Source organism: Micromonospora parathelypteridis (assembly GCF_014201145.1).
Lineage (GTDB): Bacteria > Actinomycetota > Actinomycetes > Mycobacteriales > Micromonosporaceae > Micromonospora > Micromonospora parathelypteridis.
This window is the reverse complement of the sequence record NZ_JACHDP010000001.1, coordinates 2,124,832-2,146,354: the sequence shown is the minus strand read 5'-3', so window position 1 is coordinate 2,146,354 and position 21,523 is coordinate 2,124,832. Positions and strand designations below refer to the sequence as shown.

The window sequence follows — 21,523 nt, the reverse complement described above, 5'->3', positions numbered from 1 at the left end:
TGATTGCAGTGCCCAGGGAGAAGGTAGTGGCATGACCGAGTTCGAGTCCGACCCGCAGCGCCGGCCGGCCCCCACCGACGCCGAGCCGTCGCAGTCCACCGCCGAGCTGCCGCGCGACGAGCGCGCGCAGTCCGACTCCCCGACCACTCCCGTCCCGGTCGTTCCGACCACCGGCGACACCCCGGTCGTTTCGACCGCAAGCGACACCGAGGCCACCGCCGTCACGCCCGCCGTGGCCGGCGCGCCGGCCGCACACCCGGGCCAGCCGACGGGGTACGAGCCGCCGACCGTCGCGCAGCCGACCGGGTACGAGCCGCCGACCAGCACCCCGTCCGCTCCGCCGTACCCGGTCTCCGGGCACCCGGCACCCGGCCAGCCCGGCTACCCGCAGCCGACGGCCGGCCAGTACCCCGGCGCACCCTGGTACGCGAGCCAGCAGTCCGGCTGGGCCGGCGGGGGCCAGCCGGGCGCGGCGTACCCGCAGCAGCCGGGCCAGTCGCACTACCCGCAGCACGCGGGCCAGCCACAGCACCCAGGTCAGCCACAGCACCCGGGTCAGCCGGTCCCGCCGTGGGGCCCGCAGGTCGCGCCGCCCGGCAGCGGCCCCCGGCCGGGCCGGATCGCCAAGTTCGCCGGTGCCGGCGTCGCGGTGTTCGCCCTGATGCTCGGCTCCGGCGTGGCCGGTGGGGCGCTCGCCCTCGCCCTGGACGGCGACAGCGGCGGCGTCACCCGCACGTACTCCGCGGCGCCCGTGCTCAACAGCGCCGACCTGCCGAAGATCGCCGCGTCCGTGCAGGACAGCGTCGTCTCCATCGCCACCGACAGCGGCGAGGGCTCCGGCGTGGTGCTCACCGCCGACGGCTACGTGCTCACCAACAACCACGTGGTCGCCTCCGCCAGCGGTGACACCGTGCAGGTGGTCTTCGCCGACGGCAAGACCGCGCAGGCGAAGATCATCGGCACCGACCCGAAGACCGACCTGGCCGTGGTCAAGGCCAACGGGGTCACCGACCTCAAGCCGGCCAAGTTCGGCGACAGCGACGCCATGCAGGTCGGCGACCAGGTGCTCGCCCTGGGCAGCCCGCTCGGCCTGCAGGGTTCGGTGACCTCGGGCATCCTCAGCGCCCGGGACCGCACCATCCGGGCCGGCGAGGGCCAGCAGCAGGACCCGACCCAGCAGAGCCAGGCCGTCAGCTCGATCTCCGGTCTGCTGCAGACCGACGCGCCGATCAACCCAGGCAACTCCGGCGGCGCGCTGGTCAACACCCGGGGTGAGGTGATCGGCGTCAACACCGCCATCGCGACCTCCGGGCAGAGCACCGGCAACATCGGCGTTGGGTTCGCCATCCCCAGCAACAAGGCCAAGGACGTCGCGGGCAAGCTTCAGCGCGGCGAGAAGGTCAGCCACCCGTCGCTCGGGGTGGGCGTCAACCAGGCCGAGGGCGGCGGCGCGCTCGTCGCGTCGGTCACCGCGGGCAGCCCGGCTGAGAAGGCCGGGCTCCAGCGCGGCGACGTCGTCACCCGATTCGGCGACAAGCTGGTCAACGATTCGGACGACCTGGTCGGCGCGGTGCAGGCCGGCAAGGTCGGCGACCGGGTCGAGGTGCAGTTCAAGCGGAACGGTGTCGAGAAGTCGGCAACCGTGACGCTCGCCGAGACGTCCTAACCAATATCTGAACCTGCTCCTCCCTCCGGCGGCGGGTGGCGGGGCCGAGGGGGTCGGCTCCGTCACCCGCCGCTTCTTTCCGCCCGGACGGCGGTTCACCCGGATCGGGTGAACCGCCGTCACCCGTCTGTCCGGCAGGTTCGGTGGGCGAGTCTCGGCAATCGAACCGGGGGTGGGTGCCATGACCGAGGTGGTGGATGTCCGCGACGACCAGCGGATCCAACGCGACGTCCTGGCGGAGCTGGCCTGGGACGCCCGGCTGCGACCGAATGAGATCGGCGTGACCGTCGACGAGGGCGTGGTCACCCTGACCGGATTCGTGGACGGTGCCGCTCGCAGTTGGGCCGCGACCCGCTGTGCACAACGGGTGCGAGGCGTACGGGCGGTTGCTGACGAGATCGAGGTACGGCTCTCCGGCACGCCGGGGCGTACCGACGGCGAGATTGCACTCGCCGCCTCCCGCGCGCTGGAATGGGACAGCTTCGTGCCCTCCGAACGGCTGGACGTGACCGTCGCCAACGGCTGGTTGATGCTGCGCGGGGAGGTCGAGTTCGGATGGCAGCGCCGCGCTGCCGAGGGGGAGTTGCGCCGGCTCGACGGCATCCGGGGGATCACCAACCTGATCGAGGTACGACCGTCGGCCCCACCGGTCGCCGAGCGGCTGCGTCGGGACGTCCAGCGGGCGCTGGTACGCACGATGGGTGCCGAGCGGGTGACCGTCGAGGTGGACGGCGACACGCTGGTCCTCGCCGGGGTGGTCCGGTCCTGGTGGGAACGCGACCAGGTCGAGCGGGTCGCCTGGTGCGCGCCGGGGGTGCGGGTGGTGCACGACCAACTCCTCGTCGGCGGGTGAGCGTCCGCCTTGTCCGGTTTACCCGGGACGCCACAGGGAACCCGCCGCCGACCACGCTCGGCCGGCGGTGACGCCGCACCGGGGAATCAACGGGGGAGGACTCGTGGCCGTGAACCATCCGCCTGCGGGCCGCCCTCCGGAGCGGTCTTTGCGCATCGCGATGGTGGTTCCGCCCTGGTTGTCCGTGCCGCCGCCCGGCTACGGCGGTCTTGAGCAGGTCGTCGCCGCCCTGGTGGACGCGTTGACCAGGCACGGGCACGCGGTGACGCTGTTCGGTGCCGGCAGCCACCACGGCACCGCCGCCGAAGGCTTCGTCTCCACCGTCCCCGACGTCCAGTACGAGCGGCTCGGCGAATCGCTGCCCGAGCTGGCCCACCTGGCCCGGGTGAACCGGCTGATCACGGCGGCCGACTTCGACGTGATCCACGACCACACCACGATCGGGCCGCTGCTCGCCGGCCGCCGGGCCGTACCGACGGTCGCGACCGTGCACGGCAACCCCGTGGGGGAGTACGGCGACGTGCTCAGCGAGATCGACTCGGACGTCGCCCTGGTGGCGATCTCACACGCCCAGCGCCTGCTGAACCCCGGTCTGCCCTGGGCCGGCACGGTGCACAACGCGCTGGACATCCGCGGCCTTCCGCGCAAGACCGAACCCGGCCGGGGGCCGGTGCTGTGGTTGGCGCGGTTCAGCCCGGACAAGGGCCCGGACGTCGCCATCGAGGCGTGCCGGGAGGCGGGTCTGCCCCTACTGCTGGCCGGTAAGTGCAACGAGCCGGCCGAGCGCCGTTACTACGAGCAGGTCGTCGCGCCGCTGGTCGACGAGAACGTGACAGTCGTGCTCAACGCCGACCGCGCGGAGACGCTGCGGATGCTCGTCGACGCCCGTTGTCTGATCATGCCGATTCAGTGGGATGAGCCGTTCGGCATGGTGATGCTGGAGGCGATGGCGACCGGGACACCGGTGGTGGCGCTCAACCGGGGTGCGGTGCCGGAGCTGGTCCGACCTGGGCTGACCGGGCTGGTCTGTGCGCGCCCGGAGGAGTTACCCGCGGCGTTGCTCGCGGCGGAGCGACTCGACCCGGATGACTGCGTGGCGCACGTCGCGGAGAACTTCTCGGTCGAACGGATGGCGTACGGCTATGCGGAGGTCTACCAGCGCTTCGCTGCCGGCCGCCGCGACCTCCTCGAATCGGCCCGGGTCTCGGCCCGCTGACTCCGCCCGCTCCGGTGCTGCCGTGCGGTCAGACCCTGGCCACACCCAGGTTGGCGATGGCCGCGTCGAGTTGCTCCGCGTACGCCGGACTGATGCCCCCCTCGCCGAGGCGGACCGCGACCTTCTGGCGCAGCCGGGCCACCGGTGGTGCCAGCTCGCCTCGGCCGGAGCCGACCGCGGAGGTGAGGTTGCGCAGCTCGTTGCGCAGGTCGAGGCCGACGTCGCTGCGGATCTCCCCGGCGCTCAGCCCGGCGCTGATCAGCTTGTCGACCCGGTTGGCAGCCTCAATCAGGGTGCCTGGATCCGAGGTGGGCGGGCCGGTGCTCGGCGACGTTGGCGGTGCCGAGGTCGGCTCCGGCGGCGCGGAGACCGGCGGGTCGGTCGGCGGGGTCGCCACCGGGCCAACCGTGGGCTGCGCCTGGCGTGCCGGCTGCTGATCGGGCAGCAGGGCCACGCCGGCCAGGGCCACCCCGACCGCCAGGATCACGGGGACGGCCAGCAGCGCCAGCCGCCGTCGCGACCAGCCCGACCCGGCGATCGTGGGGACGGTGACCGGCTGCGGCGGCAGGGGCGGGGTGGGCGCCCGGACGGGCTCGGGTGGAGCGTCGGCTGGCAGCAACTGATCGAGCAGCACGGTGGCGACCTGCCGGGCGGTCGGCCGATCGGCCGGGTCCCGGGCGAGGCTGCGCAGGCAGATCCGCGCCACCGGCGGGGGCAGCTCCGGAAGGTCGGCCAGCGTCGGCGTCGGGCCGAGGGCCAGCGCGGCGCTGAGTTCCTCCCAGGTGTCCGCCGGGTACGGGACCCGGCCGGTGAGCGCCTCGTGCAGCAGTACGCCGAGCGAGTACACGTCGGTGGACGGCTGGGCCGGCGCGCCGTCGAGCCGTTCCGGGGCGACGTACGCCGGCGTTCCGAAGGTTTCCCCGTCCTCGTCCTCGTCGGGCGCGCCGATCCGGGTGGCGATGCCGAAGTCGAGCACCTTGACCCCCGTTCGGGTCATCATGACGTTGGCGGGGGTGATGTCCCGGTGCACGATGCCGAGTCGGTGCGCTGCGGCCAGCGCGTCGGCGACCTGCGCGCCCACCTGGACCGCCTCGGCCCACGGCAACGGCCCTTCGGTGAGTCGCAGCTCCAGCTCCTCGCCGCTGAGCAGCTCCATCACCACGAACGAGGTGATCGAGCCGTCCGGGGCGACGGTCTCGCCGTAGTCGTGCACCGAGGTCACGTGCGGGTGCACCAACTGGGCGGCGGCCCGAGCCTCCTCGCGCACCATGCCCCGAAATCGCGCGTCGGCGGCCAGTGACGGTGCGAGCACCTTGAGCGCGACGACCCGGTCCAGCACCTCGTCCCGGGCACGCCAGATCACGGACATGCCGCCGGCGCCGATCTGGTCGAGAAGTCGGTATCTGCGGGCCAGCAATCGGCCCGGATGCAGTGCTGCCTTCACCGATCGCACCTGCCTCAGGGGTGGGAGCGGTATCAGGTTGCGCGAATGTGTCCGGGCTGTCAACGCCGTCACCGCCCGCTGTCGACGGGCGGCGCCTGGCGTGCGCCGACCGCCCGTTGACGGCGGCTGGCCGGTCGGCTGCGGGCCCGTGCCAGGATGAGGGGCATGGCGGGGGGACCGGTGGCGTTCGTGCTCGGCGGCGGGGGAGTGCTCGGCGCGGTCGAGGTGGGCATGTTGCGAGCGCTGTTCCGCGCCGGCATCCAACCCGACATGGTGCTCGGCACCTCGATCGGCGCGGTGAACGGCGCGCTGGTCGCCGCCGACCCGTCGGAGGCGGTGACCGACCGGCTGGTCCGGCTCTGGGCCTCGCCGGAGGCGAGCGAGGTGTACGGAGACTCGGTCGCCCGCCAGTTGCGCCGCTTCGCCGCCCGCACCCATCTGCACTCACCCCGTCCGCTGCGCCGCCTGCTCGAGACCGAGCTGGGGGTGGACACCACCTTCGCCGAGCTGCGGGTGCCGTTCCGCTGCTGCGCCGCACACATCGAGCGGGCCGCCGAGCACTGGTTCGACAGCGGCCCGGTGGTGCCGGCGGTGCTGGCGTCGGCCTCGGTGCCGGGCCTGCTCCCGCCCATGGAGATCGACGGCGCGCACTACGTGGACGGTGGCATCGTCAACTCCATCCCGATCGGCGAGGCGGTGGCCGTCGGCGCCCGCCGGATCTACGTCCTCCAGGTCGGTCGGATCGAACGGGAGCTGACCCCGCCCCGACGGCCCTGGGAGATCGCGCAGGTCGCGTTCGAGATCTCCCGCCGGCACCGCTTCTTCCGGGAGATGGCGGCGCTGCCCGAGGGGGTGGAGGTGCACGTCCTGCCGACCGGGGGGCTGAACCCACGCGACGACACCCCGTGGGCGTACCGGGACATGGCGGCGGTGGGACGGCGGATCAGCCGGGCGTACACCGCCTCCCGGCGCTACCTCGCCACCCACCTGGAGCCCTGATGCCGCTGCCCCCCAGGTGGCTTCGTCGGTTGCTGATCGCCCCCGCCGTGGTGGTGCTCGCGTTCGTCGTGGTCACCACGCTGCCGGTCTGGGCGCTGCTCGCCGCGGCCGCCTCCCCGCTGGTCCCGGGCCGGTTGCGCCCGCTGCGGCTGCTCTGGATCGGCTGCTTCTACCTGATCTGGGACGCCGCCGCGCTGCTCGCGCTCTTCGTGCTGTGGGTCGCCTCCGGCTTCGGCTGGCGGGCCCGGTCCCCGGCCTTCCAGCGTGCGCACTACGTGCTGGCCGGCTGGTTCCTGCGGGTGCTGTTCTGGCAGGCCCGATGGACACTGCGGTTGCACATCGACGTGGTGGGCACCGACCCGGACACCGCGCTGCCCGGCCGGCCCGAGTTGGTGCTCTGCCGGCACGCCGGACCGGGCGATTCGTTCATCCTGATCCACGGCCTGGTCAACTGGTTCAACCGTGAGCCACGGATCGTCCTCAAGGACAGCCTCCAGTGGGACCCGGCGATCGACGTGCTGCTCAACCGGCTACCCAACCGGTTCATCGCTCCGACGCCGGAGCGCGGCGAGGAGACGGTACGTTCGGTCGGGCATCTGGCCAGCGGCCTGGACGACAACGACGCGTTCGTCATCTTCCCCGAGGGCGGCAACTTCACCCCGAAGCGGCGGCTACGCGCCATCGCTCGGCTGCGTTCGCTCGGCCTGGAACGGATGGCCGTGCGCGCCGAGCGGATGCGCCACGTGCTCGCCCCGCAGCCCGGCGGCGTGCTCGCCGCGCTGGACGCCGCCCCGGACGCCGGAGTCATCTTCGTCGCGCACACCGGGCTGGACCGGATGCTCACCGTCGCCGACGTGTGGCGGGAACTGCCGATGGACAAGCGGATCGTCATGCGGTTCTGGTCGGTGCCGCCGGAGGACGTACCGGCCGGACGGCAGCAACGCATCGACTGGTTGTTCGACTGGTGGGCACAGATCGATGCCTGGATCGCCGCCAACCGTGATGGTGCCGCGTAGGGTGCGGTCGTGGAGCAGATCTGCGTGGTGACGACGGTGGTGGATGCGCGTGCGGTCGCCGACGTGCTGGCGGCCGCGGCGGTTGCCGGCCGGCTTGCCGCCTGTGCACAGGTAGGTGGTCAGGTTGACAGCACCTACTGGTGGCGGTCCGGAGTGGATTCCAGCACCGAATGGTCGGTGCAGTTCAAGACCGCACCGGACCGGTTGTCCGCGTTGGTGGACCAGATCCGGCTCAGCCACCCGTACGAGGTGCCGGAGATCCTGGTGTCCAGAGTGGAGTGCGGCGACCCCGCGTACGCGATCTGGGTACACGAGCACACCCGCCTCTGAGTACGCGCACTCTGGGCCGCGGCCGGGTCGGCTCCCGATGATGGCCGGGTGGACGACACCCGCTATCCCTGCCCCGCCTGTGGTGCGCCGGCCGACCTGAGCACTGGTTGCACCGGTTGCCGGCGCGCGCCCGACCCGATCGCCGCTGAGGTGTGCCGGCTGGGCCGGGAGGTCGCCCAGCTCGAGCCGGAGGTGGAGCGGGCCCGTCGCACGTACACCGAGCTGGCGGGACGCCTGTCGGCCACGTCGCGCCGGCGGGCCGAGTTGGCGGCGGTCGTCCGCGCCGGGGTGGCGGCCTCCGTGGTGGCGCGCCCCGCGGCTCTCGTCGGGCCGGTGCCACCGACTGCTCCGGGTGTCCCGGCCGATTCGGCGCCGGGTGCGGCCGAGACGTCGACCCGGACGGTCCAGGGTCTGCTCTTCGTCCTCGGTGGACTGCTGCTGGGCACCGCGGCGGTGGTGTTCACGGCGGTGGCCTGGGCGGCGGTGGGGGTCGGCGGACGGGCCTTGATCCTGGCCGCGTTCACCGCGCTCGCTCTGGCCGTACCGCTGCTGGTGGTCCGCCGGGGGCTGCGGGGCACGGCGGAGACGTTCGCCGCGGTCGGGTTGCTGTCGGTGGTGCTGGACGGTTACGCGGCCTGGTCGGTGGACCTGGCCGGTGTGGCCGGCTGGCCAGGCACCCGGTACGCCGCGCTGGTCGGGGGGGCCAGCGCGGCGGTCGCCGTGGTGTACGGCCGGTGGAGCGGGTTGACCGGGCCCTGGTTCGCCGCCCTGCTGGCCGCTCAGCCGGTGTTGCCGCTGCTCGCCGTCGAGGCCGAAACGGGTCCGGCCGGTTGGGCGCTGGTCCTGCTCGCGGTGGCGCTGTTGGACCTGGCCGTGCTGGTCGGGCTGCGCGGCCGGGAGGGTGGGGCGCAGCTCGTCGGCCGGGTGTTGGCGGGGATCGGTCACGTCGCCGCGCTCGTTGGTGCCGCGAGCTGCGCCCTGGTGCCGTTGCTCCTCGGGCGGGCGGCGGGTTCGCCACTGCTGGCCGGGTTGCCGCTGTTGCTGGTCGCGCTGGCCGGGTTCGGCGCGGCCTGGCTGGTCGGCGGAGAGGCGCTGCGGGCGGTGGCCGCCGGGTTGCTGGTGCCGGTGCTCGCCGCCGCGCTGCTGCGCCCGGTGGCCGAAATGCGGCCGTCACTGCTGCTGCTCGCGGCGGCGACGGTGGCGCTCGTGCTGGCTGCGGCGGTGCGGCTGCTGCCGGCCGTGGCTGGGTCGGGGCTGGCCGGTGCCGGTGGTTGGCGGGCCGGCCCGCGCGCCGGCGCGCTGCTGGTCGCGGCCGGCACGGCGCTGGTGGCCGTGCTGATCACCGCCGCGCTCGCGGTCGCCGCCGTCGGCCGGTCGATACCGCCGTGGCGCGGGGCCGGGACCGGACCGGACCTGGACTGGGGCTGGCAGTTGGTGCCCGCCGTGGCGTTGGCGCTCGGCGCGACGGTGCTGCTGACGCCCCGGGCAGCGCGGGCGGTCATCGCCCCGGCCGGCGCGGTAGCGGTGCTGCTCGCAGTACCCGCCGGTTGGACGGCTACCTGGCCTCAGGTGGTGACCGTCGACCTGGTCGGCGGGGTCGTGCTGCTGCTCGCCGTGCTGGCCCGCCCGGCGACCCGCCCGGCCTCCCTGCTCACCCGCGCGCTCGGTGGTGCCGTCCTGCTCGGGCACGGGCTGCTGGTCGCAATGGCCGCCCCGACCGGTGTCCTGGTGGCGCTCGGCACCATCGTCGTGGTCGGGCTGGCACTGGCCGCACGCCGGGGCGTCGGGCCGTACCGGCAGGTGGCCGGTGTGGGTCTGCTGGTCGCGCAGCTCGCGCTGCCCGGGGTCGCGGCGGTGGCGCTGTTCGCGGCGGGCGCGCCGCCCTGGTGGCAGGCCCGGGTCGCGCTGTTCGCCGCCGGGCTGCCGCTGGTCGCGGTGCTCGCGGCGCGTCGCCACCGGGTGGAACTGACCGGGTACGCGGTGACCGGTGCCGTGGTCGCGGTGACCCTGCCCGGACTCGCGCCGCTGGTCGCGGCGGGGAATGAGCGCCCCGCGCTGTACGCCGCCCTGGCAGCGCTGGGCGTCGCGCTCGTCGCCCGATGGGACCGGCCAGCGGTTGGTGACCACGAACCGACCCGGCCGGGCCTGCTGACGGTGGGCTGCGCGCTGGCGGCGATCGCTGTCCTGGCGGCCGTGCCGGCGGTGCTGACCGCGCTCGTGTCGCCGTACGGCACTTCGGGGACGGTGTGGGCGGGGGTGCCCCCGGTCGTCGCCGATCCGGCGGCGCTCCCCGCCGGGTTGGCGCTGGCCGTGCTGGCCGTGACCGCCGTACTGGCCGGCCGGCGGGTCCGCCCACCGGTGCTGCCCGCGCTGCCGTTCGTCGCGGCGGCCCTGCCGGTGCTGCTCGTGGCGGTCGGCGCGCCGTGGCCGGTGCTGCCGGCAACTGTCCTGCTCGCCGGGTTGGCCGCGCTGCTGCTCGCCGCTCTGGTCGCGCACCGCCCGGTGCTCGCGCCGGTCGCCGTACCCGTGGGCGTGGTGCTGGTCGCCTCCGGTGTGGTGGGGCTGCTGGCCACCCGAGCCGGGACGCTCGCCGCCGAGGGGGTGCTGCTGGTGGCGGCGGTCGTCGTCGCCGTCGGCGCCCGCATGGTCGAGGTGCGTGTCGCCGGATGCCTGGCGGCGGTGGGTGCGGCGTCCGCGCTGGCGGTGACCGCTCCGCTCGCCGGCGGGCTGCCGGTGCGGGCGGCGGCGTACCCGCTGCTGGCGGTGGCCGCCCTGGCGCTGGCCGTCGCCGCCGCGATCACCCCGCCGCAGGCGATCGGGGCGCCGGCCGACGCGGCCACGTCGCCGCAGCCAGTCGCGGTGACGCCGGTGCGGGCAAAGGCCGGACGGGTGCTGGACGCTGCCGCCCAGGCGGTGGCGCTGGTGGCGGCGGCGCTCACCATCGAGGCGGCGCGGCATCTCGCCACCGTCTGCGTGCTCTGGGGTGCCGTCGTCGCGCTGCGGCTGCTGCGCCGGGGCGAGCGGGCCGGCCGGCGGTGGACGTTCGCCGGTATCGCCGCCGGCAGCGAGCTGCTCGGGGCGTGGGTGCTGCTGGCCGCCGGCGGCGTGACCGTGCTGGAGGCGTACACCCTGCCGGCCTCGGCGCTCGCCCTCGGCGCAGGTCTGCTGGCCCTGCGCACCCGGCCTGGACTGACCAGCTGGCCGGCCCTCGGCCCGGGGCTGGTCGCGGCGCTGCTCCCGAGTCTCGTGTCGGTGCTGGCCGGGAGTGACCCGCAGTCGTGGCGACGACTACTCCTCGGCGCGGCGGCGCTGGGCGCGGTGCTGGCCGGCGCGACCCGCCGGTGGCAGGCGCCGGTGCTGCTCGGCGGTGGGGTGCTGGCGCTGTTGGCCCTGCACGAGCTGGCCCGAGGCTGGGACCTGCTGCCCCGGTGGATCTACCTGGGCGCCGGTGGGCTGGCACTGGTGGGGCTCGCCGCCACCTACGAGCGGCGGCGGCGTGACCTGGCTCGACTGCGCGCCGCAGTGGGTCGGCTGAGCTGAGTTTCCCGTCAGGGGGTAGTGCTCGCCCTACCCCCTATTCGGGGGTTGCCTGGGTTACTCAGCGCTACTGCCGCCGGGAGACTTGACATTGAGCCCGAACCACCCCGGTTCAGGCGCAAGCGGATCGGGAGCAGCGATGGCGATCGGAGCGGTGGCGGAACCGCCGGTACGACAACGGCGAGGCAGTGACTACGCACAGTTGTCCCGACGGATCAGCCAGGCGGGCCTGCTGGAGCGGCGTCCCGGCTGGTACGTCACCCGCATCACGCTCACCCTCGGCGCCTTCGTCGCCGGCTGGGTCGCCGTGTTCCTGCTCGGCGACTCCTGGTGGCAGCTGCCGCTCGCGGCCCTGATGGCGGTGGCCACCACGCAGGTCGCGTTCCTCGGCCACGACGCCGGGCACCGCCAGATGTTCCGACGGCGTGGCCCCAGCGAGCTGGTGGGGCTGTTCGCCGGCAACGTGGCGGTGGGGATCAGCTACGGCTGGTGGGTCGACAAGCACAACCGGCACCACGCCAACCCGAACCACGAGGACGAGGACCCGGACGTCGGCGCGGGCGCCCTGGTGTGGACGCCCGAGCAGGCGCTGGAGACGCGCGGGTTCGGCCGTTGGATGGCGCAGCGGCAGGCGTACTTCTTCTTCCCGATGCTCCTGCTGGAGGGGTTGAGCCTGCACGTGGCCAGCATCCGGGCGATCCTCGGGCGTGAGCCGGACGGCCGGTACACCACCCCGATGCGGCACCGCGCGGTCGAGGCCGTGCTGCTCGTCGCGCACACCGTCGGCTATGTGGCACTGCTGTTGGCGGTCATGTCGCCGGTCAAGGCGCTGCTCTTCGCCGTCGTGCACCAGGCGCTGTGGGGTCTCTACATGGGTTGCGCGTTCGCGCCGAACCACAAGGGCATGCCGATGCCGACCGCCGAGGACGAGCTGGACTTCCTGCGCAAGCAGGTGCTGACCTCCCGCAACGTGCGCGGCAGCCGACTGGTGGACACCACGCTGGGCGGGCTCAACTACCAGATCGAGCACCACCTCTTCCCGAACATGCCCCGCGCCAACCTGCGCCGGGCCCAGCCGATCGTGCGCGCCTACTGCGTCGAGCAGGGCATCCCGTACGCCGAGACCGGGCTGGTCGAGTCGTACCGGCAGGCGCTCGGTCACCTGCACGAGGTGGGCCGGCCGCTGCGCGGCTGAACAGGGGGGCGGGCGGCGGGGCGGCATCTGATGCCGCCCCGCCCGACGCTCCACCGGTAGGGTCTGGTCATGGCAGACCTGCTCACCGCGGACGCGGTGCGAGAAGAGCTGGGCGGGTTGACCGACTGGTCGGGCGACCCGACCGGCATCGGTCGCACGGTTCAGCTTGGCAGTTTCCCGGACGTCATCGCGGTGGTGAACCGGGTGGCGGCGGTCGCCGAGGAACTCGACCACCATCCCGACATCGACATTCGATGGCGGACCCTGACCTTCCGCTGTGTCACGTACTCGGACGGTGGGGTCACCCACCGGGACATCGAGCTGGCCGGGCGGATCGACGACATCGTCCGGAGTGCGGCATGAGATTCGAGATCAGCAAGGTTCTGGACGCCATCGAGGGTCGGGTCTGCACGGACCCGTCGTTGGCCCGGGCGGTGCTCGACCTGGCCGAGGTGATCCGCTACCAGGACATCGACGGTGGTCGGCCAGCCAGTCTGCTACGGCTCGGCATGATCATCGACGCGCTCTCCCGCGAGCTGGAGGAGGACAGCGTCCAGGTCTACGCGGTGGTGCACCGGGCGCTGCTCTCCGACGCCGACCTGACCTCCAACGAGCGGATGGTGGTCCGCCGCTGGGCCGACGACGGGCTCGTCGAGGTGCTCGACAACCCGGGCGACCGGATGTTGGAGGTCGCCGACCTGCTCGGATTGCCGGTGCTCAGTCGGGTCCGCTTCGACGGGCTGCGCGGACGGTTCCCGTGGCTGGTCGAGCAGCCCGGTCGGGTGCTCGCCCCGGTGCCGGGAGCCGGCGGGCCGGTGTTCATCGCGCACGTCGGTGGCGGACACGCGCCGGTCACCGGCAAGCGGTCGCCGACCGGCGCCAAGTTGCTGGCCCGCCAGTGGCGCTGCCCGGAGTCGGGCTGCGCGCTGTTCGGCAGCGGTGGTGGGGGCGGCGCGTTCGCCGACCTGGCCCGGGTGGTCGAACGCAGCCCCGCTGGGCAGCCGCCGCCGGCTCTGCGCAACGGCGTACCGACCTGCCCCCGGCACGGCGTACGGCTCGGTGACGGGGGCCCTCGGCCGCGTACGGAGGTGCTCGCGGTGCGCGTCGGCGGCCTGGTCCGGCGGCGGTTCGTGCTCAGCGAGGAGCAGCCGGTGGTGGCCGGTCGGGCCCCAGAGCAGGACGGCGGCATCATGCTCGGGCAGTGGCTCAACGATGAGGCCCGGCGGTGGATCAGCCGTGGCCACGTCCGCTTCGAGCTGCGGGTCGGCGAGGTCATCGTGACCGACGTCAGCACCAACGGGTCCGGCATCCGCCCGGCCGGTTCGATGGCCGAGTCGGAGCGGATCCCCCTGGCGCCGCAGCAGTCCCGGGTGTTGGGCGAGAACGACATGGTGGAGCTCTACCCGGGGGTGCAGATCGGTCGGGCCGAGGAATTGCCCGCCGGCGCACCGTTCACCCCCACCTCGGTGATGGCCGAGGCCCCGACGATGGCGATGCGCCTGCCCCGCCCCTGACGCAGCGGGCGGGCGCCGGAACCCGGCGCCCGCCCCGTGCGTGGATTGGTCTTGGATCAGCCGGCCAGCACCTCGGCGAGCTGGGCCACCGCCAGGTCGATCTCCTCCTCGGTGATCACCAGCGGCGGGGCGAGTCGGATGGTGGAGCCGTGGGTGTCCTTGGCGAGCACACCCCGGTCGGCGAGCCGCTCACACGCCTCCCGCCCGCTCATCAGCGCCGGGTCGATGTCCAGGCCGGCCCACAGACCGCGCACGCGCACCGCCACCAGGCCCTTGCCGAGCAGCCCTTCCAGGCCGGCCCGCAGCCGCTCACCCAACTCGGCCGAGCGCCGCTGGAACTCGCCGGTGGCCAGCAGCCGGACCACCTCGATCGCCACCGCGCAGGCGAGGGGGTTGCCGCCGAAGGTGGAGCCGTGCTGGCCGGGCTTGAGTACGCCGAGCACGTCGGTGTTCGCGGCCACCGCGGAGACCGGCACGATGCCTCCGCCGAGCGCCTTGCCGAGCAGGTACATGTCCGGCACGACGCCCTCGTGGTCACAGGCGAAGGTCGCGCCGGTACGCCCCAGGCCGGACTGGATCTCGTCGGCGATGAAGAGCACGTTGCGTTCGGTGCAGACCTGTCGTACGCCCGGCAGGTAACCCTCGGGTGGCACCACCACGCCCTGCTCGCCCTGGATCGGCTCCAGCAGCACGGCCACGGTGTTCTCGTCGATCGCCGCAGTCAGCGCGTCCAGGTCGCCGTACGGCACGACCGTGAAGCCCGGGGTGTACGGCCCGAAGTCGGCGCGGGCGTCCTCGTCGGTGGAGAAGCTCACGATGGTGGTGGTCCGGCCGTGGAAGTTGCCCTCGGCGACCACGATGTTGGCCTGGCCGGCGGGCACTCCCTTGACCTGGTAGCCCCACTTGCGGGCCACCTTGATCCCGGTCTCCACCGCCTCGGCGCCGGTGTTCATCGGCAGCACCAGATCCTTGCCGCACAGCTCGGCCAGCTCCCGGCAGAAGTCGGCGAACTGGTCGTGGATGAACGCCCGGCTGGTCAGCGTCAGCCGGTCCAACTGGGCGTGCGCGGCGGCGATCAACTGGGGGTGCCGGTGACCGAAGTTGAGCGCGGAGTAGCCGGCCAGGCAGTCCAGGTAGCGGCGACCGTCCACGTCGGTGAGCCAGGCGCCCTCGGCGGACGAGATCACCACCGGCAGCGGGTGGTAGTTGTGCGCTGTCCAGCGCTCGGCGTCCCGGACCGCTCCCGGCGTCCGCAGGATGTCATCCACGATCACTTGCTTGCCTTTCCCTGACGGAGTCGCAGTGTGCAGCACTTCGGTCCGCCGCCGGCCTTACGCAGCTCGGACAGGTCGACACCGATGGTTTCGTAGCCCCGGTCGCGCAGCTTGGCGGCCAGGTCGGTGGCCTGCGCGGGCAGCACCACGTGCCGTCCGTCGCTGACCGCGTTCAGCCCCAGCACCTCGGCGTCGGCCATGGTGGCGTGCACCGCGTCGGGGAAGAGCCGGCGCAGCACGGCCTGGCTGCCGGGGGAGAAGGCCTCCGGCAGGTACGCCACGGTCCGCTCGTCGAGCACGGTCAGCGCGGTGTCCAGGTGGTAGAAGCGCGGGTCGACCAACTGCATGGTGATCACCGGGTAACCGAAGACCTCCTGCAGTTGGGCGTGCGAGGAGTGCGCCGTGCGGAAGCCGGTGCCGGCCAGCAGGTGGTCGCCGGCCAGCAGGACGTCGCCCTCACCCTCGTTGACGTGCTTCGGGTCGTACATCTCGAAGCCGGCGGCCTCGAACCAGGCGCGGTAGGCCGGCGCCTCGTCGGCGCGCTGCGGGTCGCGGAACTGCACGGCCATCGCCTTGCCGTCGATCACGGTGCCGCCGTTGGCGGCGAAGACCATGTCGGGCAGGCCGGGCACCGGAGTGATCTCCTCGACGGTGTGGCCCAGGTCGCGGTACGTCTGGCGCAGCTGCTCCCACTGCCGTACGGCCAGCGCGGCGTCGACCGGCGCGCTCGGATCCATCCAGGGGTTGATCGCGTAGTCGACGGCGAAGTACGTCGGCCGGCACATCAACAGGCGCTGGCTGGTGGCGTCCATCGTCATTGTCCTGCTCCCAGGGGTCGGGCGCGCCCGGCCACCGTGGCCCACGGGCTGGCGCCGTTGCTCAACGCTATGCGGCCTCAGCGGCAGGATCCACCATTGAGAGTTGCACAGACCGAACATTCGTTGCGTCTGAGCGGCTGCCGGCCGCGATTCGTTGCGTCAGCGCTCGCCGTACCCCGGAAACACTTCAGGGGCGGCGAACCGCCGCCCCTGAAAGGGTGTCGCCCGGCCGGTGAACCACCGGAGAGTTCGGGCTGCCGGCGAACCGCCGGGTCCTACGCCGGTTGATCACCGGCGACCGGAACAGTGCCCGCTAGAAACGATCGACAAACTGTGAGTCGAGCCACTCGCGGAAGCGCTGCACCCAGTCGCCGTCGGTGGTGGGCCAGTCGAACTGGCCACTCATCGCCAGCACCCCGATCACCACGGCGGCCAGACCGATCAGCACGCCGAACAGCGCGTCGGTCTTGCCGGCGATGTGCCGGCGGCGGGTGGCCGTCAGACCGAGCACCGCGAGCACCGCGCCGACCGCGCCGAGCCCGATGCCGTACCCGGCCAGGGTGCCGGTCAGCACGAACAGCGCGCCGGCGACGGACACGATCAGTCCGAGGGTGGCGAGCAGGCTGGCCCGCGGCTTCGGGCCGCGCACCACCGGCGGCTCGGGCGTGGTCACGCCCGGGGTCGGGTCGACCGGGCGGGCGGTCGGAACCCGGTCCGTCGGGTCGGGCCGCAGGGTGGTGCCGTCGAGGTCGGTGTCCCGCTCGGCGGTGCGTCCCGTGGTCGGGTCGGTGCCGGGCCGGGCGTCGCCCTCCACCGGGCGGGCGGTGGCGGCGCGGGCCACGGCGGCCCGCTCAGCGGCCCGCCGCTCGGCCTCGCCGGCCTGCTCGGTGGGTGCGGCAGTGCTGCCGTACGCCGTCTGGTTGGCGTCCCGGTCGGAGACCGGGGTGTCGCGGCCGTCGATGCGACCGTCGAGGTTCTCGTCCCGCGTCGGCGCCGGCTCGGACCGGCGGGACAGCGAAGGAATCTTGACCACTACACACCTCCTGATTAATGCGTGGTGGCCGACAGATCGGGTGGCACCCACGCGGTACCGCACTGAAGTACCCCACTGGGCGTTTTCTGACACCAATTTCGGGTACGGCCGCGGACGATCGCCGTTTTCAGCCGCGCGAGGGTCGCCGACCAGCAGAGGGTGTGGGTTGGAATGCCTGTCGAGCTGAATCGTTCACGACATCAGCGGATGACTCGTCTGTGACATCAGCTCCACAGCGCGGCAGGAGGCCCCATCCGGGCGTGTGGCGGCAGCACTCGCAATCCGGCCTGCTGCACACCATGCAGCTCACTCGGCCCTACCGGGCGTTGCTGGCTATCCTTGGCACCCGTGCCAGAGGGACATACGATCCACCGCTTGGCGGCTCGGCACGCCGAGCTGTTCGCCGGGGACAAGGTGCACGCCGCCAGCCCGCAGGGCCGCTTCGCCGAGGGCGCCGCGCGGCTCTCCGGGACCGTGCTGGAAGGCACCGAGGCGTACGGCAAGCACCTGCTGCACCACTACGCCGGTGAGCTGACGCTGCATGTGCACCTCGGGCTCTACGGCAAGTTCACCGACGGGTCGGGGGAGCCGCCGGAACCGGTCGGTCAGCTGCGGCTGCGCCTGGCCAGCGACCGGCACTGGCTGGACCTGCGCGGGCCCACCGCCTGCGAGCTGCTCACCCCACCCGAGGTGGCCGCGCTGCGGGATCGCCTCGGGCCTGATCCGCTTCGTGCCGACGCGGACCCCGAGCGGGCGTACCGCAGTATCTCGCGCAGCCCGACGCCCCTGGCCGCGCTGCTGCTGGACCAGTTGGTGGTGGCCGGCACCGGGTTGATCTTCGTGACCGAGGCGCTGTTCCGGGCCGGGCTGCCGCCGACGATGCCGGGCCGCGAGCTGACCCGTGCCGGCTGGGACGCGCTCTGGGCAGACCTGGTCGGGCTGATGCGGCTCGCGGTCGAGCACGGGCGGATCGACACGGTCCGCGACGCGCACCTGCCGGAGGCGATGGGCCGGCCGGCCCGGGTGGACCGGCACGGTGGCGAGGTGTACGTCTATCGCCGCCCCGGCGTGCCCTGCCACGTCTGCGGCACCGAGGTCAGCCGCGGCGAACTGGCCGGACGCAACCTCTACTGGTGCCGTACCTGTCAGGTTGGCTGATCCCGTCGGGTGGGGCGTCAGCCCTCGTCGAGCAACCAGCGGACCACCTCGATCTGGTGCGGAAAGGCGACCTCGTCGGCGATGCTCCAGGCCAGCGTGTGCCCGATCGTCCAGCCCCGGACCCGCTCCCGGTCCAGCCCCAGCTCGATGCTGAGCCGGTCCAGCCGGTGCCGGACGGCGGCCGGCGAGTGGCCGAGCTCCCGACCGCGCACCATCGGCACGGCGGAGAACTCCCGCTCGCCGGTCAGCGGCTTCGGGTCGATCGCCAGCCACGGTTCCAGGTCGGCGGCGAGCACGTTGCCGGCGTGCAGGTCCTGGTTGACCAGCACCTGCTCGCCCTGGCTCGACGCCAGACCGGTGAGCAGGGCGAGCGCCTCGTCGAGCAGCCGCCGCTCGTAGGGCCGGCCGGCCCGTTCCCAGTTGCGGGGCATCCGGTCGATCCAGCCGGCGGCCTCCTCGGCCAACGGGGTGAACGGCGCGCCCGCCGGCCGCCACAGTCGGGGCAGCAGGTCGATCACCGCGTCCAGCGCCCGGTCCAGCGGAATCTCGTGCAACGGAGTGCCGGGTCGGCAGCGCTCCACCAGCAGGGCACGCCGTTCCGGGTCGTGTGCGAGCAGCCGAATCGCCCCGACGCCGTCCCAGTGGGCCAACGCGTCGGCCTCGTGCTGGCTCTCCTCGTCCGGGTATTGGAGCTTGAGCACCGCCGCCGTGCCGTCGGGCAGGTCCACGGGGAGCGCCAGCGAGGCGTACGCGTACCGGAAGGGCGGCCCGAGTCGCAGCGACCACCGCTCGGTGCACTCCGCCAGCCACGTCGGGAGTGTGGCCAGCCAGCCTCGGCCGGCCGGTGAACCGCGTACCCAGTCGAGGCCCTCGGGCAGCTCCATCCGTCCATCCTGGAGCATACACCGCAGGCGGCTGCTCCCGGTGGGGTGTGACGCAACCGCAATTGACAGTTGACCAGCTGCCGGAGCAGGGTTGAGAAGTGACAACGATGTCAACGGTCAAAAGGGAGGAAACGTACTCATGATCCTCTCCGTTGCGTACCCGACGTGGGCCAGTCGGTGCGCGGCGTACCGTTGGCGGGTTTTCCGGCGCGGACCTGGTCCGTGCACCGATCCTGGCCGTATGTCCCTTCCCTACCCAACGGTGACCAGCTGAGATGACCGACGTGCCCCGATCCGACGCTGAAACGACCCCTGCTCCGGCTGGGTCGCCCGACCTCCCCGATCTGGACGAGTTCCTCGCCGACCAGACCCACACACTGCTCGACACGGCCCGCCGCTCGGTCCGACCCGAGGGCGGCTTCTGGTGGCTGACCGACGACCGCACCCCGGACCGGGGCGAGGCGGTGCACACCTGGATCACCTGCCGGATGACCCACGTGGCCGCGCTCGCTCACCGCAACGGCGATCCGGACGCCGCCGCCCTGGTCGACCACGGGATCGCCGCGCTCAGCACACTGCTGCGCGACGACCGGTACGGCGGCTGGTTCAGCGCCGTGGACCAGCAGGGCGCGCCCGTCAACGACCGCAAGGCCGGCTACGACCACGCGTTCGTGCTGCTCGCCGCGTCCAGCGCCGCGCGCGCCGGACGGCCCGGCGCGGACCGGTTGCTCGCCGACGTGCAGGCCGTGGTGCGGGACCGGTTCTGGGACGCCGAAGTCGGCGCGGTCCGCGAATCGTGGAACCGGGACTGGACGGTCACCGAGGACTACCGCGGCGCGAACAGCAGCATGCACATGGTCGAGGCGTTCCTCGCCGCTGGCGCCGCCACCGGCGACGCGAGCTGGGCCGACCGGGCCCTGCAGATCGCCACCCACCTCGTGCACACCGAGGCCGCCCGGCACGACTGGCGGCTGCCCGAGCACTTCACCGCCGACTGGACACCACTGCTCGACTACAACCGGGACCAGCCCGCTGACCCGTTCCGGCCGTACGGCTCGACGATGGGCCACTGGTTGGAGTGGGCCCGGCTGCTGCTGGAGCTGGAGGCGGTCCTGCCGCAGCCACCACGCTGGCTGCTCGCCGACGCCCGTACCCTGTTCGCCGCCGCCGTGCGGCGCGGCTGGGCGGTCGACGGCGCCGACGGCTTCGTCTACACGATCGACTGGGACGACCGGCCGGTGGTGCGCTCCCGGATGCACTGGGTGCTCGCCGAGGCCATCGGAGCGGCGGTCACCCTGCAGCGCCGCACCGGCGACGCGGTCTACGCCGACTGGTACCGGGTCTTCTGGGCGTACGCCCGCCGCTACCTGATCGACTCCACCGGATGGCGGCACGAGCTGGACGTGCGGAACCTGCCCTCAGACACGGTGTGGCACGGCCGGCCGGACGTTTATCACGCGTACCAGGCGGTGCTGCTGTCCCGTTCGGCCGACGGGCTCGGTGGCGCCGGTCCGCTCGCGCCGGGCACGGTGACCGCGTGATCGTCGTCGCGGGTGAAGCGCTGATCGACCTGGTGGTCACGGCCGTTGGGCAGCGGGCCGTGCCGGGTGGCTCCCCGGCGAACGTGGCGGTCACCCTGGCCCGACTCGACCAGCCGGTACGGCTGCTGGCCCGGCTCGGCACCGACGAGTACGGCCGGCAACTCGCCGAGTACCTGAGCGCCAACCGGGTGGACCTGGAGTGGGCGGTCCGCGCCGAGGAACCCACCTCGGTGGCGGTGGCCACGTTGAACGCCAGCGGGCAGGCCAGCTACGAGTTCCGGTTGGCCGGCGCGGCGGACTGGCAGTGGACGCCGCCCGAACTGCCCGAGCTGGCCGGGACCGCGGCGACCGCCCTGCACACCGGGTCGCTCGCGCTCGCGCTGGCACCCGGCGCACAGGTGCTGGAGGACCTGCTCGACCGCGAACGCCGCCGCGACGGCCTCACCCTCTCGATCGACCTCAACCTGCGTCCGAGCATCGTCACGGACCGGGCGGCCGAGCAGGCGAGAGTGCGCCGCCAGGTGCCCCTCGCGCACCTGGTCAAGGCCAGCGACGAGGATCTGGCGTGGCTCTACCCGGATCGGTCGGTGGCCGAGGTGATGGCCGAGTGGCGCGAGGTCGGGGTGTCCTGCGCGGTGGTGACCCGGGGCGGGGACGGCGCGTGGCTGCTCGCCCCGGACGGGTCGCTGCACGAGGAACCGGCGGTACGCACCACGGTGGTCGACACCGTTGGTGCCGGCGACTCGTTCACCGGCGGCCTGCTGGCCGCGCTGGCCGACCTCGGCGCGCTCGGCGACCGACCGGCCGACCGGCTCGCCGCGGTGACCGAGCCGCAGTGGCGTGCGGTGCTCCGACAGGCCGCGACAGTGGCGGCGCTGACCTGCGGCCGCCGAGGCGCCGACCCACCAAACCGCGCCGAGCTGAACGCCCTGCTAAACGCCGCAAGCTGACCCCCGACCCCGCGATCTTGCACTTTCTGTCCCGACAAAGGGCGTAATCCACGCCATTCGGCGACCCAAAGTGCAAGATCGCGGGCGGGAAGGGT

18 protein-coding genes are annotated in these 21,523 nt (G+C 73.2%); 13 read left to right on the top strand and 5 right to left on the bottom strand.

Going from position 1 to position 21,523, the window contains the following annotated elements; genetic code table 11:
• The first annotated feature begins 31 nt into the window (after positions 1-31).
• The 3 genes from HNR20_RS09295 (at position 32) to HNR20_RS09285 (ending at position 3,735) form a co-directional block, all read left to right on the top strand.
• Positions 32-1,666 carry a S1C family serine protease gene (locus HNR20_RS09295; protein WP_184178237.1) on the top strand — a complete coding sequence of 545 codons (1,635 nt, stop codon included), beginning with the start codon at positions 32-34 and terminating at the stop codon, positions 1,664-1,666.
• Between the two features lie 181 nt (positions 1,667-1,847).
• The gene (locus HNR20_RS09290; RefSeq protein WP_184178235.1) at positions 1,848-2,519 is read left to right on the top strand and encodes a BON domain-containing protein; all 672 of its coding nucleotides are present in this window, start codon (positions 1,848-1,850) and stop codon (positions 2,517-2,519) included.
• 160 nt (positions 2,520-2,679) lie between these two features.
• Complete coding sequence (locus HNR20_RS09285) at positions 2,680-3,735, top strand: glycosyltransferase family 4 protein (protein ID WP_184188230.1); 1,056 nt, start codon at positions 2,680-2,682, stop codon at positions 3,733-3,735.
• Positions 3,736-3,763: 28 nt separating this feature from the next.
• Here HNR20_RS09285 and HNR20_RS09280 read toward each other — a convergent pair whose 3' ends face one another.
• Positions 3,764-5,179, bottom strand: coding sequence for a serine/threonine-protein kinase (locus HNR20_RS09280; protein WP_184178233.1), 1,416 nt, complete (start codon positions 5,177-5,179; stop codon positions 3,764-3,766).
• A 165-nt stretch (positions 5,180-5,344) separates the two neighbouring features.
• Between HNR20_RS09280 and HNR20_RS09275 the strand changes: the two genes are divergently transcribed.
• The 7 genes from HNR20_RS09275 to HNR20_RS09245 all read left to right on the top strand — a co-directional run bounded on the left by HNR20_RS09275 (position 5,345) and on the right by HNR20_RS09245 (position 13,770).
• Positions 5,345-6,178, top strand: a complete 834-nt coding sequence (locus HNR20_RS09275) for a patatin-like phospholipase family protein (protein WP_184178231.1) — start codon at positions 5,345-5,347, stop codon at positions 6,176-6,178.
• Complete coding sequence (locus HNR20_RS09270) at positions 6,178-7,194, top strand: 1-acyl-sn-glycerol-3-phosphate acyltransferase (protein ID WP_184178229.1); 1,017 nt, start codon at positions 6,178-6,180, stop codon at positions 7,192-7,194. The genes HNR20_RS09275 and HNR20_RS09270 overlap by 1 nt, the downstream gene beginning before the upstream one ends.
• A gap of 9 nt (positions 7,195-7,203) precedes the next feature.
• On the top strand, positions 7,204-7,524 hold the full coding sequence (gene cutA / locus HNR20_RS09265) for a divalent-cation tolerance protein CutA (RefSeq protein ID WP_184178227.1): 321 nt from the start codon (positions 7,204-7,206) through the stop codon (positions 7,522-7,524).
• 48 nt (positions 7,525-7,572) lie between these two features.
• On the top strand, positions 7,573-11,064 hold the full coding sequence (locus HNR20_RS09260; RefSeq protein ID WP_184178225.1) for an SCO7613 C-terminal domain-containing membrane protein: 3,492 nt from the start codon (positions 7,573-7,575) through the stop codon (positions 11,062-11,064).
• Between the two features lie 136 nt (positions 11,065-11,200).
• A complete protein-coding gene (locus HNR20_RS09255; RefSeq protein ID WP_184178223.1) occupies positions 11,201-12,256 on the top strand; it encodes a fatty acid desaturase family protein in 1,056 nt (351 codons plus the stop codon).
• 69 nt (positions 12,257-12,325) lie between these two features.
• Positions 12,326-12,619, top strand: a complete 294-nt coding sequence (locus tag HNR20_RS09250) for a 4a-hydroxytetrahydrobiopterin dehydratase (RefSeq protein ID WP_184178221.1) — start codon at positions 12,326-12,328, stop codon at positions 12,617-12,619.
• Positions 12,616-13,770 (top strand): FHA domain-containing protein, encoded by a 1,155-nt coding sequence (locus HNR20_RS09245; protein WP_184178219.1) that lies wholly within the window; start codon positions 12,616-12,618, stop codon positions 13,768-13,770. Before HNR20_RS09250 ends, HNR20_RS09245 begins: the two co-directional genes overlap by 4 nt.
• A 56-nt stretch (positions 13,771-13,826) precedes the next feature.
• On the opposite strand, the gene rocD is transcribed toward HNR20_RS09245, so the two are convergent.
• The 3 genes from rocD to HNR20_RS09230 all read right to left on the bottom strand — a co-directional run bounded on the left by rocD (position 13,827) and on the right by HNR20_RS09230 (position 16,895).
• Positions 13,827-15,041 (bottom strand): ornithine--oxo-acid transaminase, encoded by a 1,215-nt coding sequence (rocD, locus tag HNR20_RS09240; RefSeq protein ID WP_184188227.1) that lies wholly within the window; start codon positions 15,039-15,041, stop codon positions 13,827-13,829.
• Positions 15,041-15,856: a dimethylargininase gene (gene ddaH, locus HNR20_RS09235; RefSeq protein WP_184188224.1), complete on the bottom strand. Its 816-nt coding sequence runs from the start codon at positions 15,854-15,856 to the stop codon at positions 15,041-15,043. Before ddaH ends, rocD begins: the two co-directional genes overlap by 1 nt.
• Before the next feature lie 319 nt (positions 15,857-16,175).
• Entirely contained in the window at positions 16,176-16,895 is a 720-nt protein-coding gene (locus HNR20_RS09230; RefSeq protein ID WP_229687069.1) for a DMT family transporter, read from the bottom strand.
• Positions 16,896-17,243: 348 nt separating this feature from the next.
• Here HNR20_RS09230 and HNR20_RS09225 point away from each other — a divergent pair, with 348 nt between their 5' ends.
• The gene (locus HNR20_RS09225) at positions 17,244-18,053 is read left to right on the top strand and encodes an Fpg/Nei family DNA glycosylase (RefSeq protein ID WP_184178217.1); all 810 of its coding nucleotides are present in this window, start codon (positions 17,244-17,246) and stop codon (positions 18,051-18,053) included.
• Positions 18,054-18,070: 17 nt separating this feature from the next.
• Here the strand turns inward: HNR20_RS09225 and HNR20_RS09220 are convergent, their stop codons facing one another.
• On the bottom strand, positions 18,071-18,937 hold the full coding sequence (locus tag HNR20_RS09220) for an aminoglycoside phosphotransferase family protein (RefSeq protein WP_184178215.1): 867 nt from the start codon (positions 18,935-18,937) through the stop codon (positions 18,071-18,073).
• Positions 18,938-19,212: 275 nt separating this feature from the next.
• On the opposite strand from HNR20_RS09220, the gene HNR20_RS09215 reads away from it, so the two are divergent.
• Both HNR20_RS09215 and HNR20_RS09210 read left to right on the top strand, forming a co-directional pair.
• A complete protein-coding gene (locus HNR20_RS09215; RefSeq protein WP_184178213.1) occupies positions 19,213-20,478 on the top strand; it encodes an AGE family epimerase/isomerase in 1,266 nt (421 codons plus the stop codon).
• Entirely contained in the window at positions 20,475-21,428 is a 954-nt protein-coding gene (locus tag HNR20_RS09210) for a carbohydrate kinase family protein (RefSeq protein ID WP_184178212.1), read from the top strand. Before HNR20_RS09215 ends, HNR20_RS09210 begins: the two co-directional genes overlap by 4 nt.
• The last annotated feature ends 95 nt before the right edge of the window (positions 21,429-21,523 follow it).

Coding starts and splice junctions, on each gene's coding strand:
- HNR20_RS09215 (WP_184178213.1), top strand. CDS start 19,213: ATGACCGACGTGCCCCGATCCGACGCTGAAACGACCCCTGCTCCGGCT.
- ddaH (WP_184188224.1), bottom strand. CDS start 15,856: ATGGACGCCACCAGCCAGCGCCTGTTGATGTGCCGGCCGACGTACTTC.
- HNR20_RS09255 (WP_184178223.1), top strand. CDS start 11,201: ATGGCGATCGGAGCGGTGGCGGAACCGCCGGTACGACAACGGCGAGGC.
- HNR20_RS09220 (WP_184178215.1), bottom strand. CDS start 18,937: ATGGAGCTGCCCGAGGGCCTCGACTGGGTACGCGGTTCACCGGCCGGC.
- HNR20_RS09295 (WP_184178237.1), top strand. CDS start 32: ATGACCGAGTTCGAGTCCGACCCGCAGCGCCGGCCGGCCCCCACCGAC.
- HNR20_RS09270 (WP_184178229.1), top strand. CDS start 6,178: ATGCCGCTGCCCCCCAGGTGGCTTCGTCGGTTGCTGATCGCCCCCGCC.
- HNR20_RS09245 (WP_184178219.1), top strand. CDS start 12,616: ATGAGATTCGAGATCAGCAAGGTTCTGGACGCCATCGAGGGTCGGGTC.
- HNR20_RS09275 (WP_184178231.1), top strand. CDS start 5,345: ATGGCGGGGGGACCGGTGGCGTTCGTGCTCGGCGGCGGGGGAGTGCTC.
- HNR20_RS09285 (WP_184188230.1), top strand. CDS start 2,680: ATGGTGGTTCCGCCCTGGTTGTCCGTGCCGCCGCCCGGCTACGGCGGT.
- HNR20_RS09250 (WP_184178221.1), top strand. CDS start 12,326: ATGGCAGACCTGCTCACCGCGGACGCGGTGCGAGAAGAGCTGGGCGGG.
- HNR20_RS09290 (WP_184178235.1), top strand. CDS start 1,848: ATGACCGAGGTGGTGGATGTCCGCGACGACCAGCGGATCCAACGCGAC.